The sequence below is a fragment of the Actinomadura luteofluorescens genome (assembly GCF_013409365.1).
GTDB classification, from domain to species: domain Bacteria; phylum Actinomycetota; class Actinomycetes; order Streptosporangiales; family Streptosporangiaceae; genus Spirillospora; species Spirillospora luteofluorescens.
Window position 1 is genome coordinate 8,441,340 of the sequence record NZ_JACCBA010000001.1, and the last position, 15,583, is coordinate 8,456,922.

12 protein-coding genes and 2 pseudogenes are annotated in these 15,583 nt (G+C 67.6%); 3 read left to right on the plus strand and 11 right to left on the minus strand.

Features of this window, described 5'->3' with window-relative positions:
• Window positions 1–92: 92 nt before the first annotated feature.
• The 6 genes from BJY14_RS38895 to BJY14_RS38915 form a co-directional block, all read right to left on the minus strand.
• Complete coding sequence (locus tag BJY14_RS38895) at window positions 93–2,936, minus strand: GmrSD restriction endonuclease domain-containing protein (RefSeq protein ID WP_179848162.1); 2,844 nt, start codon at window positions 2,934–2,936, stop codon at window positions 93–95.
• 595 nt (window positions 2,937–3,531) lie between these two features.
• Window positions 3,532–3,690: a hypothetical protein gene (locus tag BJY14_RS38900; RefSeq protein WP_179848163.1), complete on the minus strand. Its 159-nt coding sequence runs from the start codon at window positions 3,688–3,690 to the stop codon at window positions 3,532–3,534.
• A 634-nt stretch (window positions 3,691–4,324) separates the two neighbouring features.
• Window positions 4,325–4,570, minus strand: a complete 246-nt coding sequence (locus BJY14_RS38905) for a hypothetical protein (protein ID WP_179848164.1) — start codon at window positions 4,568–4,570, stop codon at window positions 4,325–4,327.
• Between the two features lie 105 nt (window positions 4,571–4,675).
• A complete protein-coding gene (locus BJY14_RS46970; protein ID WP_281382172.1) occupies window positions 4,676–4,801 on the minus strand; it encodes a hypothetical protein in 126 nt (41 codons plus the stop codon).
• The gene (locus BJY14_RS38910) at window positions 4,786–5,232 is read right to left on the minus strand and encodes a hypothetical protein (RefSeq protein ID WP_179848165.1); all 447 of its coding nucleotides are present in this window, start codon (window positions 5,230–5,232) and stop codon (window positions 4,786–4,788) included. Before BJY14_RS38910 ends, BJY14_RS46970 begins: the two co-directional genes overlap by 16 nt.
• Complete coding sequence (locus BJY14_RS38915; protein ID WP_179848166.1) at window positions 5,220–5,696, minus strand: protein kinase family protein; 477 nt, start codon at window positions 5,694–5,696, stop codon at window positions 5,220–5,222. Before BJY14_RS38915 ends, BJY14_RS38910 begins: the two co-directional genes overlap by 13 nt.
• A gap of 242 nt (window positions 5,697–5,938) precedes the next feature.
• On the opposite strand from BJY14_RS38915, the gene BJY14_RS38920 reads away from it, so the two are divergent.
• The 3 genes from BJY14_RS38920 to BJY14_RS47535 all read left to right on the plus strand — a co-directional run bounded on the left by BJY14_RS38920 (window position 5,939) and on the right by BJY14_RS47535 (window position 10,232).
• Window positions 5,939–7,318, plus strand: coding sequence for an IS1380 family transposase (locus BJY14_RS38920; RefSeq protein ID WP_179848167.1), 1,380 nt, complete (start codon window positions 5,939–5,941; stop codon window positions 7,316–7,318).
• Between the two features lie 719 nt (window positions 7,319–8,037).
• Entirely contained in the window at window positions 8,038–9,093 is a 1,056-nt protein-coding gene (locus BJY14_RS38925; RefSeq protein WP_179848168.1) for a hypothetical protein, read from the plus strand.
• A gap of 482 nt (window positions 9,094–9,575) precedes the next feature.
• Window positions 9,576–10,232 (plus strand): transposase, encoded by a 657-nt coding sequence (locus BJY14_RS47535; protein WP_179848169.1) that lies wholly within the window; start codon window positions 9,576–9,578, stop codon window positions 10,230–10,232.
• Between the two features lie 224 nt (window positions 10,233–10,456).
• On the opposite strand, the gene BJY14_RS38935 is transcribed toward BJY14_RS47535, so the two are convergent.
• The 5 genes and pseudogenes from BJY14_RS38935 to BJY14_RS38955 all read right to left on the minus strand — a co-directional run bounded on the left by BJY14_RS38935 (window position 10,457) and on the right by BJY14_RS38955 (window position 15,533).
• The gene (locus BJY14_RS38935) at window positions 10,457–11,371 is read right to left on the minus strand and encodes an IS5 family transposase (protein ID WP_179848170.1); all 915 of its coding nucleotides are present in this window, start codon (window positions 11,369–11,371) and stop codon (window positions 10,457–10,459) included.
• Window positions 11,372–11,476: 105 nt separating this feature from the next.
• Window positions 11,477–12,369: pseudogene (locus BJY14_RS38940) on the minus strand (IS5 family transposase).
• 446 nt (window positions 12,370–12,815) lie between these two features.
• On the minus strand, window positions 12,816–13,916 hold the full coding sequence (locus BJY14_RS38945) for a pentapeptide repeat-containing protein (protein ID WP_218905782.1): 1,101 nt from the start codon (window positions 13,914–13,916) through the stop codon (window positions 12,816–12,818).
• A 316-nt stretch (window positions 13,917–14,232) separates the two neighbouring features.
• Window positions 14,233–14,414 (minus strand): annotated as a pseudogene (locus BJY14_RS38950) (IS3-like element IS987 family transposase); the annotation flags it as partial.
• 27 nt (window positions 14,415–14,441) lie between these two features.
• A complete protein-coding gene (locus tag BJY14_RS38955; RefSeq protein ID WP_179848171.1) occupies window positions 14,442–15,533 on the minus strand; it encodes an SAVED domain-containing protein in 1,092 nt (363 codons plus the stop codon).
• Window positions 15,534–15,583: the final 50 nt, after the last annotated feature.

Genomic DNA, 15,583 nt, shown 5'->3' on the forward strand with positions numbered 1-15,583 from the left:
CATATCAATCGACGCCTTCGATTTCCGTGCTGGTCAGGTAGAGAAAGTGGTGCGGCCTCTGGCGTGGGCGGTTGGCGGGGTGGGTGGCGTGGTCACGGGCGGTATCCGAACTGCGTGAGCCAGTCGCGGGCTGTCTGGAGCTCTGCTTCGGTGAAGAGCGAAGCGAATTTCGGATCCAAGACGTGGGCTTCCACGGTGAGGTCCAGGCGTTGGCGTTCGTATAGGGCGGCGAAGCCCTCGGAGATGCGGGGGTTGGCGAGCAGGCGTTTGGCGGTCGCCAGGCCGCCGTAGTCGGTGAGCATCCGCAGGAACTGGTTGGCGTTGTACCCGGCCTCGGTCTTGGCCCTGGTGTAGACGCTGCGCATGGTTGTTTCGAACTCGGCTATCAGCGTGTTGTCGGGCGTCGCGAGTGGCGTTGCGGAGGCCGTCGTTTCCGGCAGGGGCTTGAGGCGGTCGATGAACCAGTTCATGGCTTCGAGCAGGTGATCGGTGCCTCCGTCGGCGAGCAGGGCCAGAGGGTAGTTCGGGCTGGCCAATGCATCGGTGGCCGGCAGGTGCAGCCCTTGGATCCGCGCGATGCGGTCACGCAGCTCAGTGCGGAGTTCGAGGGCGTCGAAGGGGGGCCGGGTGCTGAGTTGCCTGAAGGCCATTTCGATGACGCCGGTCTGGGGGTAGATCAGCAGTGGCCAGATCCAGCCCTTGCCGCTGCCTGGCAGGGGGATCTGCAGGCGGCAACTGACTTCGGTAGAGGAGCCGTAGTGCAGGCTTCCCCCGCGTGCCTGCCAGTGGTCGAGGATCTTGTCGACCAGCGCGGTGAGTTCGAGGCCCTGCTCGGCCAGTTGGGAGCGGAATCGGTGTGCGGCCGGGCGTTCCTCGTCGGCGATGTCCAGCCCGATGGACGCGGCCAGTGCGGCGGGGCCGAGCCGCCGTGTGGGGTCCGCGACACCTGTGTCGCTGAACGGGACGCCTTCTACGGCGAGCAGGTCGCGTGGATCTGCGGGGGCGTCGTCGCGTGATCGTGATGAGGGTGAGGGGGTTCCTTCGGAGGTGAGGACCCGGTGGGCGTTCTCCAGGCCCGGGCGGCTGCCTAGATAGCCGCCGATCCGGGACGCCGGGACGCCGATGACTGTGGCCAGGTCGCTGAAGGTGGTCCACGAGCCGGTGGGGATTTCGGCTAGCAGGCGGCGTAGTAGCACCCAACTGCGGCGCTCGTCTTCCAGATCGGCGCCACCTGGCAGCGGCGGTGGCCACAGCCTGATCGCGCGGTCTGTTAGAGCCATCCCGCGGGCCCGGATCTCGGCCTTGCCCCATCGGGGTGCGTCGGCGATCTCACGATTCATCCGCAGCGCGCTGTCGTCCAGGATCTGCTGCTTGCGTTCGAAGGGATGGTTGGACAGTGCGGGGTTGTGGGCGGTGAGGGTGAGGTTGCCCAGGGTGTGCAGCAGTGCGGAGTGCAGTTCCTTCGGGTCGTTCTCGTCGGTAATCTCCTCGGCCAGCAGCGCCAGCCATTCGGGGGTGGCCGTCTGCGGCATTACGTGCTCGATGGTCAGGTCGGCTGCCGCAAAGTCCACCGGCTCCCGGGCCTGGTAGCTCTGCTCAAGCCGTTTGAGGACGAAGCGCCGCTGATTGGCTCGGCCCTGCCAGTAGAAGGGCGCGTCCAGGATCGCCTGGCGAAGCTGCTCGTCTGATGGCCAGTTGCGGCGTGGCCCCGACAGGTACCGGCGAACCGCCTCATCCAGAGGCCGGTCGGTCTCCAACTCCCGCGGCGCGCTATTGAGGATACGGTTGAGGTTGCTGGTGGTGATGTGGCAGATCATCCGGCGCACCAGAAAGCTCTCGACGTAGCCCAACGCCCGGCTGACCTGGTCGGTAGTCGCAGCACCGCGGTCGAGTAGGTCGAGCATGTGCAGGGCTAGGGGGTAGCTGATCTGGCCGCCCCATTCCTGAAGGCGCTCCAGTACCGCCCGCAGAACCGGATCCTGCTCGCGGGTGGGCTCGACGATGCGCATGAGTAGCGAACCTCGGCGCCGCAATTCCGCGATCTCGGCCTCCAGCGCCTGCTCTCCGCCGCTACGCACGACCTCGTCGAGACGACGCTGCTGCGCCCGGTAGACCTCGCTCTGCTTGACGCGGTCATCGCCCCGGATCACCAGGTCCAGCCAGGCCAGCAGCTCGAGGTTGGCCGCGCCCAGTTCGGTCTGCATTGGCAGCCAGATCTTGGTGTAGACGCGTTCGCCGCCGCCGGGCAGGAGCATGAAGACGTAGTTGCGCAATAGGTCGGTCTGCCCGAGCCGCACACCGGTGTTGTTGAGAGACTCGAAGATCCGATAGACGTTGTCGCCGGCCTCGGCGGTGATCTCGACAACGGACAGCCCTGCCCGCAGCACCACTTCGAGCCGCTTTAGCGTCTCCACGTCACCGTCCGGAGCGCAGGCGATCAAGGCGTCCCGGAAGAAGCGGTACGCCGCCCCGATGCCGTCATTTCCCCCGGCGGTGGGGTCGGAATCGACGCACGCGATGAACGCTGCACGATCCGCCTGGGTGGGCAGCAACCGGTAGAAGTCCAACTCTTCGCGGTACTCGTTGACCAGGTACTGCTTGTGGATGCGCTCACCATCGCGCGGGCTCAAGTTGCGGAACCGGTCCCGCAGTGCGCAGCAGGCAAGCATCAGCGTGGTCAGCCGCTGCTGCCCGTCTACCACCAGCCAGCGCTGGGTATCGCCGGCAGACATCAGTCCCGGCGCCAGCACCACCGACCCGATGAAGTGCGGCGTGCGTCGATCCCCGTCGCCCAGTGTTTCGGCCTGCTCCAGGATGTCATCCCACAATTGCGTCCACTCGGGCTTCCGCCAACTGTAGGTCCGCTGGTAGAGCGGCACCTGAAACTGCTTGTCGCCCTCGATGAGTTTGAAGTAGGCAATCTCGTGGGCCCGCATCGCGAGCCACCTCCAGTCACGGGGCAACGTGCCCCGCGGTCGAGAGTGTGAACTTATCGAATACGGTCGACCTCATCTGCGTAACCACATGATTACACTGACATAGTGAGCATGCAAACGGGCTGTTCACGGCCGCGAAATTCGCGATGATGGCATGCTGAGGTGCCCCACAGAGTCGACGGCGTTGCACCGCCAAAAATCCGTCCGTGCAGGTGAGACTCATAGAGTCTGACAGGCTCTGGTGCGCGCGTCGATCGCCTGCGGGACAGGGCCGCGCCCGGCAGCGCGGCCGCAGAGCCAGCGAGGGGGTCGCCGCAGCATGATGAGTGGCTGTGCTCTCGCGACTGGCCTGTTTGACCATGGCGAACTGAACCCCTCGGGTTCGGCGAAGTTCTTCAGGCGGAGCGATCACGGCTGTGATCGCCGAGGGGCTGCGAACGGTGGTTGGAGAAGATGGCGTAGTCGGCGGGTGGGGGCCAGCAGCGATCACTTGGGTCGCGTGCGGCCTATACGTGACCGGTGTGCCGGGATGCGAGGAGGCCTTGACGAGATTCCAGGGCGGCTGACCACACGGCCACCTCACGGCCCTCGACCGTCACACACCAAGGTCTTCGGGAGCCCTTTGCGACCACTCGTTATCGGCCAGCAGGCCCGGCAGGTCCTCGACGATCACGTCGAGGCCCTCACCTCGGAAGCGGAAGAGTCTCCAGCATCGGCTCTGGAGGCCGGTTCGCCGGGCCTCGTCCAGGCGCATGGACTTGGACCTGCTCAGGTACGGGCGCCCTCCCGCCGCGTGCGGCCAGCGCGGTCGGCATCACCTCATCGATTGGATAGGCGTCCTCACGGAGGTGGGACGCCTACTTGCGCAGCGCGTCCGGAGACCGCGCAATCAGCGCATGCGGTCGCCCCGCAGTTGCGCTTCCGTTCGCGGGGCCTTCGCGGATGCGATGGCCTGATAGTCGGAGCACTTCCGGTGGAGAAACACAGCTGTCCGAGCGCCACCGGCCTACGGTGGCGTAGTCGTCCGCACCTGTGTGCGGGCCGGACTCCACCAGGAGCACTATCGCCACAGCAGACGCTATCGCCTCAATACCGACGCCATTCGGCATATCGCCTAACCGGCGCGGCTCGGCAGGCTGAGTCCCGTGACGTGATCTCGCCGCGTCCTCACCACGACCGCTGAGCTGCGTGATCGCGCCGACCGACCGGGTGATGAAGTGGGAACCTCGCTCAGTCTGCGACGCCTCCCAGGGAAATGACATGAAACCCCGGAATGATCAAGGTGGCACAGGGCGCGGATTCAGAAGAACACGCAGCTCACGGAGTCGACCTGTGACAGCTGGACATGGACTCTGCTGCTCGGCAGGAGCGTCAGCTTGATGAACCGGTCAGAATGCCGGATCGGCTTCCCGTCCCGGAGCGAGGGTGAGGCCGGTCCGGTCGGGTGTGGGGACGTAGCGGATGTCGTTGGGGCCGTTGAAGACTGTGCGGGGTAGTGGTACGGCGGTGTCGCTGAGGGTCTCGACGATCGTCAGCCAGGTGTCGGCCCCGGCCGGCGCGAGGTGCTCGATCTGCTTCATCCCGGCCAGCCAGGCGGGGACATCGTCGCCGTAATCGGCGTGGTGGTCGTCCATCCACCGCTTGAACCAGGCGACAGCGTGGCCTTGGTGGTGAAGCCAGGCGACGGCGCTGATGTAGGGGTGGTCGCCGCCGGCGAGCTTGCCGTCGCGGCCGAGGATCTACTGCCACTGGGTGATCTCGCCGGTCTCGGGGTCGAGGAGACCGCGCATTTCCGGGTTGCCGTACATGGCGCCGACCAGGGAGACGTCGTCGGAGGGTACGGGGCAGTTCATCGGGTTGGCCATGACAACGACCAGGGGGTGCCGAGATGCTGGGCGGCCTTCAGTTGCGGCGCGGCCTGCTTGATCTGGGAGCGCAGCGGTTTGAGGGCTTCTCTCATGCTGCGTGACCTGGGGCCTGCCCACCCGTTGCCGTCGGCCGAGCGGTGGAACTCCTCGGGGGCGAACAGGCCCGGGGTGTTGAACGACTTCACCTCGCACACGATCTGGATACCGTCGGCGGCGACGAGCCGATCGGGGTTCTTGATTTTGCTGTTGAGGCCGACGTCAGGTTCGACCTGCCAGGTGTAGCCGAGCTCGGTGAGGTAGGTGTCGAACCACGCTTCGGCGCCCGCGCTCATGTCGTTCTTCGCCATGAGCGGGATCATGCCCGGCGGTCCGTTGCGGGGAAAATAGCCGCGCGGCCCTGGGATCGATTTGTCGGTCAGCTCGGCCAAGACCGCGGCCATCGCGCCGTAACTGTCCCGGACACCGTCGGTGTTGCCCAGGCGATGGCGTTCGAGGCGGATGGCGCCCAGGTGCCGTGCTTCGTAGATGTTGCGCCGCAGGGCAGAGTGAGGCGTGCCCAGAAGGCGGTCCGCTCGTCCTGCTTGGCCACCGCCATCCGGATGGTCCGGTCCGCAGCCGAGTCGCCCCACAGCGACCTGTCGAAGTCGAGCACCCCACTGATGACGGGTGCCGGGGCGGACGGCGAAAGGAGACAATTCACGGTCCAGAGGTCGCCGCTGAGGAGACGTAGTTCGGTGATCTCGTCGAAGACGGCCCGGTTCGCGGCGACCACCTCGGCGACCTTGCGGACGTCCGCGGAGTCCAGGTCGAGCTGGTCGAGGTCGGCCGCGATGTCGGTGAACGGTCCGGCGAGCGCTTCGCTATCAAGGCCCCTCCAGAGCTCTCCAAACACCGACAACTCCACGGAGCCTAATGAAGGACCGTCAATCGCCTGATCTCCCCGATGCGGATCAGCCAACGATCACGGGGGTCATCGACTTCGCTCGTTCGAGCTGGGGCGCAGGTCCAGCTAACCTCGGGCTTTCGCCGGGCGGCGGGTCGAAAGTGACCATTTAGACAAGAAAAGTGCCTCCGAGCTGGGAGGATAGGGCTTGTCGAGAGTCCTGTCCGCACCAGTCCGAAAGCACTTTTCGCGTGAAGACTACAGGTCGCCATGCCAAGCTCGCGGTGTCTTCGGACGGCGCGGGAATCGTCGGTCAGGCCGGCGGGGTGCTGCTGACCCAGACGCTCCGGGTCACCGGGCTCGACCAGGCACTTTCCGCCGGGTTGGAGCGGTGGCGCAAGCCGCGGGCGACCCACGATCCAGGCAAGGTCGTCGCGGACCTGGCGGTGATGCTGGCGCTGGGCGGGGACTGCCTGTCCGATATCGCGGTCCTGCGGGCCGAGCCGGAGCTGTTCGGGCCGGTGCCGTCCGATCCGACGGTGTCGCGGCTGGTCACCAGCCTGGCCCAGGCCTGCCCGCAGGCGTTGCGGGCGATTCGCAAGGCCCGCTCGTCGGCCCGCGCCCGGGCCAGGGAACTGGCCGGCGAGCACGCCCCCGGAACGGGCGGGGGCCTGATCCCGGTGGATCTGGACGCCACGATCGTGCTCGCGCACTCCGACAAGCATGACGCGGCTCCGACGTGGAAGCGCACCTTCGGGTTCCATTCGATGACCGCGTTCATCGACCACGGTGCGGGCGGGACCGGTGAGGCCGCCGCGCTGGTGCTGCGGCCGGGCAACGCCGGGTCCAACACCGCCGCCGACCACATCACCGCAGGCCGCCTGGCCCTCAACCAGGTCCCCACCCGCCTGCGCAAACAGGTCATCATCCGGACCGATTCGGGTGGCGGCACCCACGAGTTCCTGGACTGGGTCACCGCCCGCCGCGTCAAGTACTCGATCGGTTTCAACCTCACCGACGACATCTGCGCCGCCATCCTGGCGCTGCCCGAACATGTGTGGCAGTGCGCCTACGACGCCGACCGACAGCCCCGCCCCGGCGCGTGGGTCGCCGAGCTGACCGGCATGCTGGACCTGTCGTCCTGGCCCAAGGGCATGCGGGTCATCGTCCGCCGCGAACGCCCCCACCCCGGCGCCCAGCTGCGGTTCACCGACCTCGACGGGCACCGCTTCACCTGCTTTGTCACCGGCACCCGGCCCGGCGGCAGGCACGGGCAGCTCGCAGACCTGGAACTACGCCACCGCCGCCGCGCCCGCTGCGAAGACCGCATCCGCTGCGCCAAGGACACCGGCCTGCGCAACCTGCCCCTGCACGACGCCGCCGCCAACCAGATCTGGCTCGAACTTGTCGCGCTCGCCGCCGACCTGACCGCCTGGACCCAGATGCTCGCCTTCGCTGATCATCCGGCCCGCCGCTGGGAACCCAAACGCCTGCGCCTGCGCGTCTTCTCGACCGCCGGACGCCTGGCACGGGGCGGCAGACGCATCCGGCTCCGGCTGGCCCGCCACTGGCCCTGGACCGACCTGATCGCCTCGGCGATCATCCGGCTCCAAATGCTCCCGGCACCCTGACCAGCACCAACCGCCCCATCAACACCAGGAAGGAGAACCCCCGGGCCCGTGGAACCCCGCCCACCCGACGCGACAGTCGGGCCCAACGGCTGACCCGCCACCGAAAGCCAAGAGTCGGTTGGGTCTCTCCGCGACCCAACCGACCTCACGAAAAATCGAGGCTAATTGGACGATCTTCATGGCACGCAAGCGTCAGAGACCTGATCGTGGGAGGCTCTGGGACACGTATGGATCGCTGCCCGATGACCAGGAGAGCGTGCTGCGGGAGGTCATTTACCGCACCATGCACATCGGCGCGATCCGGTCGGAGCGGAATCGGATGGGCCGCTCTATCGCTGACCTGCGGGACACCTACGCTCAAATGGCAGAGCTCCTGACGGTTCTGCGATAGCGCCTGGTCGGGTGTCGGGGCCCCGTTCCTATCTACCGTTCAGACCGAACGGGTTCGGGGGTTCCCGAGCGCTGTGTGGGTGGCGCTCGCGAACCAGGTGAAAGTAGCGGTGCTCGGCAGCTATGGTGGTCCACAGCTGATGAGGGCGGCGACGCGCGCCCGCTTCCGAGCCGTCTACCGCGGGCCCACGCACCGCATTCTGGGGCGGCGAAGAGGACAAGGTCCCCAGCGGGCCGACGTAGTTACACACCAAGAACGTCCTGCCAAGCTGGCGCAAACCTCCTGGCCGGGGTCGCGTGGGGATCACCGTGCCGGAAGGACACGTGCCATGCCGAAGAACGCCGACTACAAGGCGCGGATCCGGGAACTGATGGCCTCCGCCGACCTCCCGTACGCCGAGGCAAAGACCCGAATTGACGCGGCCGATGGCCGTGCCCCCGCCTCCGCGAAGAACGCTGCGGCCGTGAAGACGCTGCTGTCCGGGTGGAGCGGGACATCGTGGTACGACGAGGAAGACGGCTACGATTCCTGCGGCGGCGCCACCGACGGCGACGACGAGGACGGTCCGATCTGCGGCTTCGGGGACGAGCACAGGTGCTCCAACTGCCATCTTGCGCAGATCCAGCGGATGGCCACCTGTCAGGGGGAGGCCGGGTGCGGGCTGCCGACCCGGCTGCGGGTGTCGGCGGTGTCGATCCGGCCAAAACTGCTGCTGCCCTCCGACGGCGATCCCGGCGAACGCGACCCCAACGGGTATGTGACCGTCGGCCACCAGTTGCAGCGGATGTGGAGCCGATCTGCGTGCGGGTCGGCCTGTGCCCGGAAGATCATGGAGCGGTATGGGCCTATTGGCGACGGCATCCAGTTCGAGGTGGATACCTACCGGTACGAGCCGGATCCGCTCGAACTGTCCCCGGCGCTGCGTAGCGCCCTTATCAACGCTCATCGGGCGGTCCGCGACCTTGAGCGGCTCGCCGCAGACCTGCACACCGGCGGCCCGTTGGCCAACCCCAGCACATGGTGGAGTCAGGCGCGCAGCACCCTCGCGACCTGCGCCGGAGCCATGGCCGACGTTCCTGACCCGACCGACGTCGGGAAGTTCGCGCCCTGGGAGATCCGCATCACGGTGCAGCAGGAGGAGGGGCAGATGGTCTATACCGTCACCGGCCGCCACATGTCGGTCGGCGGGTGGCTGACCCCCGACATGGCTGCCGTCCTCCTGGACATCGAAAACTGCCAGAACGCCGACGACCTTGCCGCGGCCGTTGCGATCGCCTTCCCGGGCGCGACCGTCACCGTCCACACCGACCCGCTGCCGAACTGGTCCGACCGGCGTACCGATGGCCCCGCCTTGGCCGTGCTGCGACGCCCTGTCGATGCGTGACCGGGGCACTGTCTCCTGAGCCCGCTATGGCTCGCGCTTCCGGAGAGAGCACGAGCCATAGCGTCCGGCGGGGCCACGGACTGGAGCGGATCTGCTCCCGCTGCCTTATGGGGGATCGCTATGAGCGTAAGAACGGGACCACGTTGGGCTCGGGGTCGGGGTCGGGGTCGGGGTCGGGGTCGGCAAAAGCTTCGCGGAGTTGCTGGTTCTCCAGGGTGAGTTGGTTGATCGCGCGGATCAGGGCGGGGACGTCTTCGCGGGAACGGTGACGCCACCTGCGAAGCTGCCGCCTACTTCCTCGAACAGAACGGTTACACCGTCCGCCTGACCACCCGCCTGACCGAGCTGAACCTCGCGCATAGACACCTGCACGATAGGCATCCGTCTCGGACACGAGTGACAACTCGTCGCACACATGAGGACTGGGGTCGGAGGCGCGGATCCCGAACCGCGGCCAGCAGGTACATACCAGTACCTGGGCGGTGAGCGCGGGCGGCCAGGCGGGGGCCCAACTCCCGGGCTTTTGGGCTGCCAGCGATGGCGCCGGTGGTGGCGGCGATCAGGTCGGCCAACTGCAGGTGCGGGACGTGCTGGGAGTCGGCGGTGACAATGGGCAGCACCACATGCCTGGGTTTGACGTATTCGGGGCCGTCGTTGGTCAGCGCCAGCGCCTCGACCAGCCAGCGGCGCCCCTCACGCGTCCGCCGCCGGGTTTGTGGGCGATCATGATGCCAAGGGCGCCGTGGTCGACCAGGTGGATTGACACCCGTTCCCTCGCCCGCCCCGACAATCTCAAGCCCGACCAGCACGAACTCCTCGCCAAGACCACCGGAGCCTGCCCGGAGATGAGCGCCCTCGCCGTCCTGGTCCGCGCCTTCGCCCGGCTCCTGGCCCCCGCCAAAGACAACGCAGACCGGCTGCAAGAGTGGATCAGCACCGCCGAAAAGGTGAAAATGCCGAACCTCCACTCGTTCATCCGCGGGCTGCGACTCGACCTCGACGCCGTCCGTGCCGCTCTGACCAGCGACTATCACAACGGCGGAACCGAAGGCGCCATTACCAAGACCAAGATGATCAAGAGACAGAGGTACGGCCGGGCAGGCTTCCACCTCCTGCGCCACCGCATCCTCCTCGGATGAGCCTCACCCTCCGCTACCACCGAAAGAACGACAGAGCCGGAAACCCTACAGTCCCCACTTTGGCCGAGCCCGGCGGTTAGGGTCGCGTCCCCCCGCTTCTGCCGCTACGGGGTGAGTCGGCGGCCGTGGCGCACGCGCTGAACCGTGGGTCCGCTTCGTGCGCGCGCAGGACGCTTGGAGGCTGGGATCGCGGAATGGGCGAGTGGACTGGGTGCGAGCCACATCTAGGCCGTGTTTCGAAGTAGGTGGAGCCATTCGTTGATGGCGGTGATCTCGAGGGTTGCCTGGTAGCGGACGGAGAGCTTGTCGTATCTGGTGGCCACGGCGCGGTGGCGCTTGAGGCGGTTGATGCCGCACTCCACGGCGTGGCGACCGCGGTAGTCATCCGGGTCGAAGGCGGGTGGACGGCCGCCGTGGCGGCCCCGCCGCTGCCGGTGCCGGGCCTGGTCGGACGGGACCGGGATCGTGGCGGCGATGCCGCGGCGGCGCAGGTGAGCACGGATCGCGCGGGAGGAGTACGCCTTGTCGGCCCGCACCCGATCGGGGCGCGTGCGGGGATGGCCCGGCCCGGGGCGGGCGACTCTGATCCCGGCCATCACGGCTTGGAATTGCGGGGCGTCCCCGCGCTGCCCGGCGGTCACGACCATCGACAGCGGCATCTGCCCCTGCTCGCAGGCCAGGTGCACCTTGGTCGACAACCCGCCGCGTGAGCGCCCCATTGCGTGATCGTCCGGCTCGGTGGCCGTCCCGCCGGGTGGCTCGCGCTGCAGGTCACCACGCCGCCGGGCTCCGGCGGCGTGCTGATGGGCCCGCATGATCGTGGAATCGACGTTCACCTCCCAGGTGATCAGCCCGGCGGCATCGGCCCGCGTCTGCAGGGCGGCAAGGATCCGCGCCCAGGCGCCGTTGCGCTGCCAGCGGCGAAACAACCCGTAGACCGCCTGCCAGGAGCCGTAGCACTCGGGCACGTCCCGCCACGGTGCACCGGTCCGCACCCGCCAGCGGATCCCGTCAATGAGCTGCCGTTTGGTCCACTTCGACGGTCGACCCGGCCGCCTGGAGACGGGCAGCAGCGGCCCCAGGATCGCCCATTGCGCGTCGGTCAGGTCGAACCGCCTCGTCACCGCTAGGGTGGCCACGAGGTCTCCGGTTATGGGTTCTTCTTGGTCGATGAACCATCTACCGGAGACCTCACTGCGTCCGGCTCACAACACGCCGATGCTCACCCCACTTCGAAACACGCCCTAGGGCGTGTTTTGTGGATCGTGGTTGAGCCAGAGGATGAGGCTGGCGATGGTGACGACGGCGCGGTAGTGGGCGGCGAGTTTGTCGTAGCGGGTGGCCAGGCCGCGGAAGCGTTTGAGCTGGTTGAAGCAGCGTTCGACGACGTTGCGGCGGCGGTAGCGGTCCCGGTCGAAGCCGCAGCGGCGGTGTCCGCGGCGGGCGCGGGCGGCGAGCTGGTCGCTGCGTTCGGGGATGGTGTGCGGGATGCGCCGCTGCCGCAGTTAGTCGCGGATGATGCGGGTGGAGTAGCCCTTGTCGGCGATCAGGTGCCCGGGCCGGGTGCGCGGTCGGCCCGGCCCGGTCCGAGGGATGGCGATGGCTTCGACGACCTCGATCAGCCGGGTGCAGTCGTTGATGTTGCCGGCGGTGAGGGTGAAGGCCAGCGGCAGGCCGCGCCCGTCGCAGGCCAGGTGGATCTTGGTGGTCAGTCCGCCGCGGGATCGCCCGAGCGCCTGCCCGAATTCCTGCCCGTCGGCTGGTGATGCCGGGTTCGTCCCCGGCCGTTCCCCTTTTTGCGGGCGCCGGCGGCGTGCTGGTGGGCGCGCACGATGGTGGAGTCCACGCACACCGCCGACCAGTCCACCACCCCGATCGCGTCATCGTGGACCTGGACGTGCGCCAGCAGCCGCTCCCAGGTCCCGTCCCTACTCCAGCGGCGGAACCGCTGGTAGAGCGTCTGCCAGGGCCCGTAGCGTTCGGGCACGTCCCGCCAGTCCGCGCCGGTCCGGACCTTCCACAAGATCCCGTTGATCACCTGCCGGTGGTCACGCCACCGCCCACCAGGCCCCGAAGCCACCGGCAGCAACGGCTCAATCCGCGCCCACGCCGCATCGGTCAACTCATGTCGCCGCACCATGGCCACCATCAAGCCACAAACCAAAGATCCAGATCCGCAAAACAGGCCCTAGGCGAGGGCACGGGTCTCCTTGTGGGCGGCGGTGGTCTTGGTGAATGCCGCGGGGCGCCGTAAGGCTCAGGTCTCGTCGAACCGGGGGAGCCAGGCGGCGGCGGTGACCAGGGAGCCACGGGAGCCAGTTTCGGGAACCACCGCAGCCAGGCTCCCTTCGACTCAACGCGACGTAGTCAGGGCGTTCGTGCAGGTGAGAGGCTTCCCGTTCGACTCAGAACGACCTAGATCGACTTGCCTGCTTTGCTTCTCGTGCTACAGGGGACCGTTTTGGGCATGGGCCTTGGACCGACTCGGCTATGTTCGCGGGAACGCCGACACCTGAGAATGCCCACTCATACGTCTCCCAGCAGTTTGACAGATAGACGCCGCCGCACCTCCCGCGTCGCCGCTCACGAAAGCTGCGGAGCGAAGCCATCCGGAAGCCCATGCGGCCGCCTCCCGGTTGCCCCCACGAAGGAGACCACGCTGTTGTCAGTGAACTCTGCGTTGCTGAAATCGACTGTGCCGTTCACGAACTTGGAGCCGTTGAAGTCGACCTCGCCGGCGGAGAACTTCGCTTCGATGAAGAGGATCTCGCCGCCCGTGAACTCCGCACCGGAGAAGTAGATGCTGGCACCCATGAACGCCGCGCCGACGAAATAGACAGTGCCGCCCGTGAACTCCGCACCCACGAAGCTGACCGTACCGTCCGTGAACTGCACGTTTAGGAAGTCAACCGTGCCGCCCGTGAACCGCGCTGCCCTGAAATCGGCCGTGCCGCTCGCAAATCGAGTGCCGCTGAGATCGAGACGCCCTGAGGCAAAGGCGGCACCGGTGAAGAGGGTAGCGCCGGTGAAGACGGCACCGTGGAGGTCGCCGCCGTCGAAGACGACGTCAGTGAAGTCGAAGTCGTGGTCCCGCCAGGAGACCGAGGCGTCGTCGCGCAGGTGGTTGCCGATGATGCGGATGACGGTGTGGCGAACCTCGCGGAGTGCCCGGTAACCGGCACGGGCGCGGAAGTGAGCTTCATACCCGGCCGGGTCCGCGCCTTCATCGGGACGGTCGCCGGGATCGGGATCGTAGGGCAGGCGCAGGTAGGCGCACAGCACGTCGATGCAGGTCTGACGGAGCTGGGGAGTGGGGGCGTCGTCTGCCAGACCGGCCACGGCGTGCACTCCGCCCAACTGCACGGCGGGGGAGGGATCGCCGAGTTGGGCGACCGCAGCGGTGAACCGGTCGCTGTGCAATTTGGTGTCCTCGCGCAACGCGCTGTTCTCCTCGGTGCGCTGTTTGCGATAGGCCACCACCAAGGCCACCAAGCCACCCACGCCGGCGACCATGGCGAATGACAACTTCACCAGGTCGAACAGCACCTTGGAGTCGATCTGCTTCTCGTGCTTGACGCCGTGCACGTCCAGCAGCCGCAGTCCCGACCACAACGCCACGCCGGCGATCAGCACGGCACAGGTGAACGTGACCGGCAGCGCGATCCACATCGGCGCCAGTTGCACCGGCCGACGCGATCGGCTCTTGTCGGACCGCCGCTCAGGCTTTGCATTGCCCACCTAAGTCAGACGCGCCCGCCCCGCCCCGCGTTCACCAACAAAACGAGTTCCCACACGACCGCGCCGTCGCAGCAGCCAAGGCACTACGCCGGGCCAGGCTCGGGGATCGTCTCCTGACCGAGGTGCAGCCATCGGCGTCGACCGACTCCTAGGTCCGCGGCAGGGGTGCCGACGGCGGGACGCCACCGAGACCAACCGCGACAAGACGGCAATCGCCGCCCTCTCCCACGCCTCATAGTCGGTCAACCGGCGGCCATGGGCTCCGAGCAAGTACCTGTGTGGCTGGTCGAGCTCGGCCGCGAAGAAACCCGCCGCTGCCTTCAGGGTCTCATTCGCCCGCCGCAACTCGGCGTTCTCGCGCTTGAGCCGCTTGAGCTCCGCCGAATCCTCGGTCGTGGTCCCCGGCAGGGCGCCGGCGTCGACCTCGGCCCCGACGCACCTCACCCAACGACCTTGAAATTGCCCCGGTGCTCAGGCTGGGAAAGGGTCATATCCGCTGGTTTCCCTGTTGAAGGTGTAGGCCGTCCAGCGATCAGGTTGGACGTTGGCCAGGCGCGCGCCGAGCGCCACCGCGATGACGACGGGGCCGTTCAGGAAGACGGCGCGCCTGCCGGTGCGAGCCGTCGCCGACAGCGGTGCGTCCCGCCATGCTCGGCAGGCCTGTTCCACGATGGCCGTGAAGGTGGCCGAGTCCTCGGTCAGTTGTCCCGGCGCCGAGCGCCGCAGCAGCAACAGGTTCCCCATGCCGTACTCCCTGCAGGCGGCCCGCACCGGCTCCACGAAGTCGCCGCCTTGGGCTTGGACGTCCACGGCGAGCGCCGTCCTGGACGGATCGCCGCTCTCGATGACCTCGATCGACTCGGCCACCAGGAGCGTTCCACTGGAGCGCTCCTCGCGCAACGTCACCGCCGGGAAGTGCGTGGCGGAGGCCGACGTCCTATGCGGCGAGTACAAGACAACCTCGCGGGGCAGGGACTGCCCGAGCTTGGCGCCGTAGCGGAACCCGACGGCCAGCGGCATCGTCGGGAACAGATCGATACGGGGGACGCTGCCTGTCATGGCCTCCACCATTGTCGTGGCGGCGACGGTCTCTTCGGCGAGCGCGTCGACCCCGGTGACCGGCCACGGGGGAGCGGCTGGCAGTGCCAGCGTCGTCCGCACCGTCATCTTGCGGTCGGCCCGGCTGTGCTCGACGGCCGTCCGGTCGAACTGCTCGGCGTGCGCGACGCCCCGCCCAGGCTCAACCGCCGTGACGACCACGCCGATGCTGGCTTTGGCCTCGGCACGATAACGGAGCCAGGCGCCGATCAACGCCAGAGCGACCCCGGTGCCTAAGCCGAGCACGAACCACCAGCGTCCGCCGGACTCGTCGGTGACGAGCGTTTTGGCCGCCTCTACCCCGAACCCGCCCGCGATCGCTCCGCCGAGCCCGCTCCACAACGCCCCGTCGGTGAGGATCCTCCGTCCCGCGGACGGAGGATGCGCCACACCGCCGGCGACGGTCATGGTCGGCACGCTGGTGGCGTTTTCGACCATTTCGAGCCTGCTCTCGTTCGGGGGCATCTCATAACCTACTGATGGACGGGCCTGGCGCGGTGGGTCCGCTTCCGGTC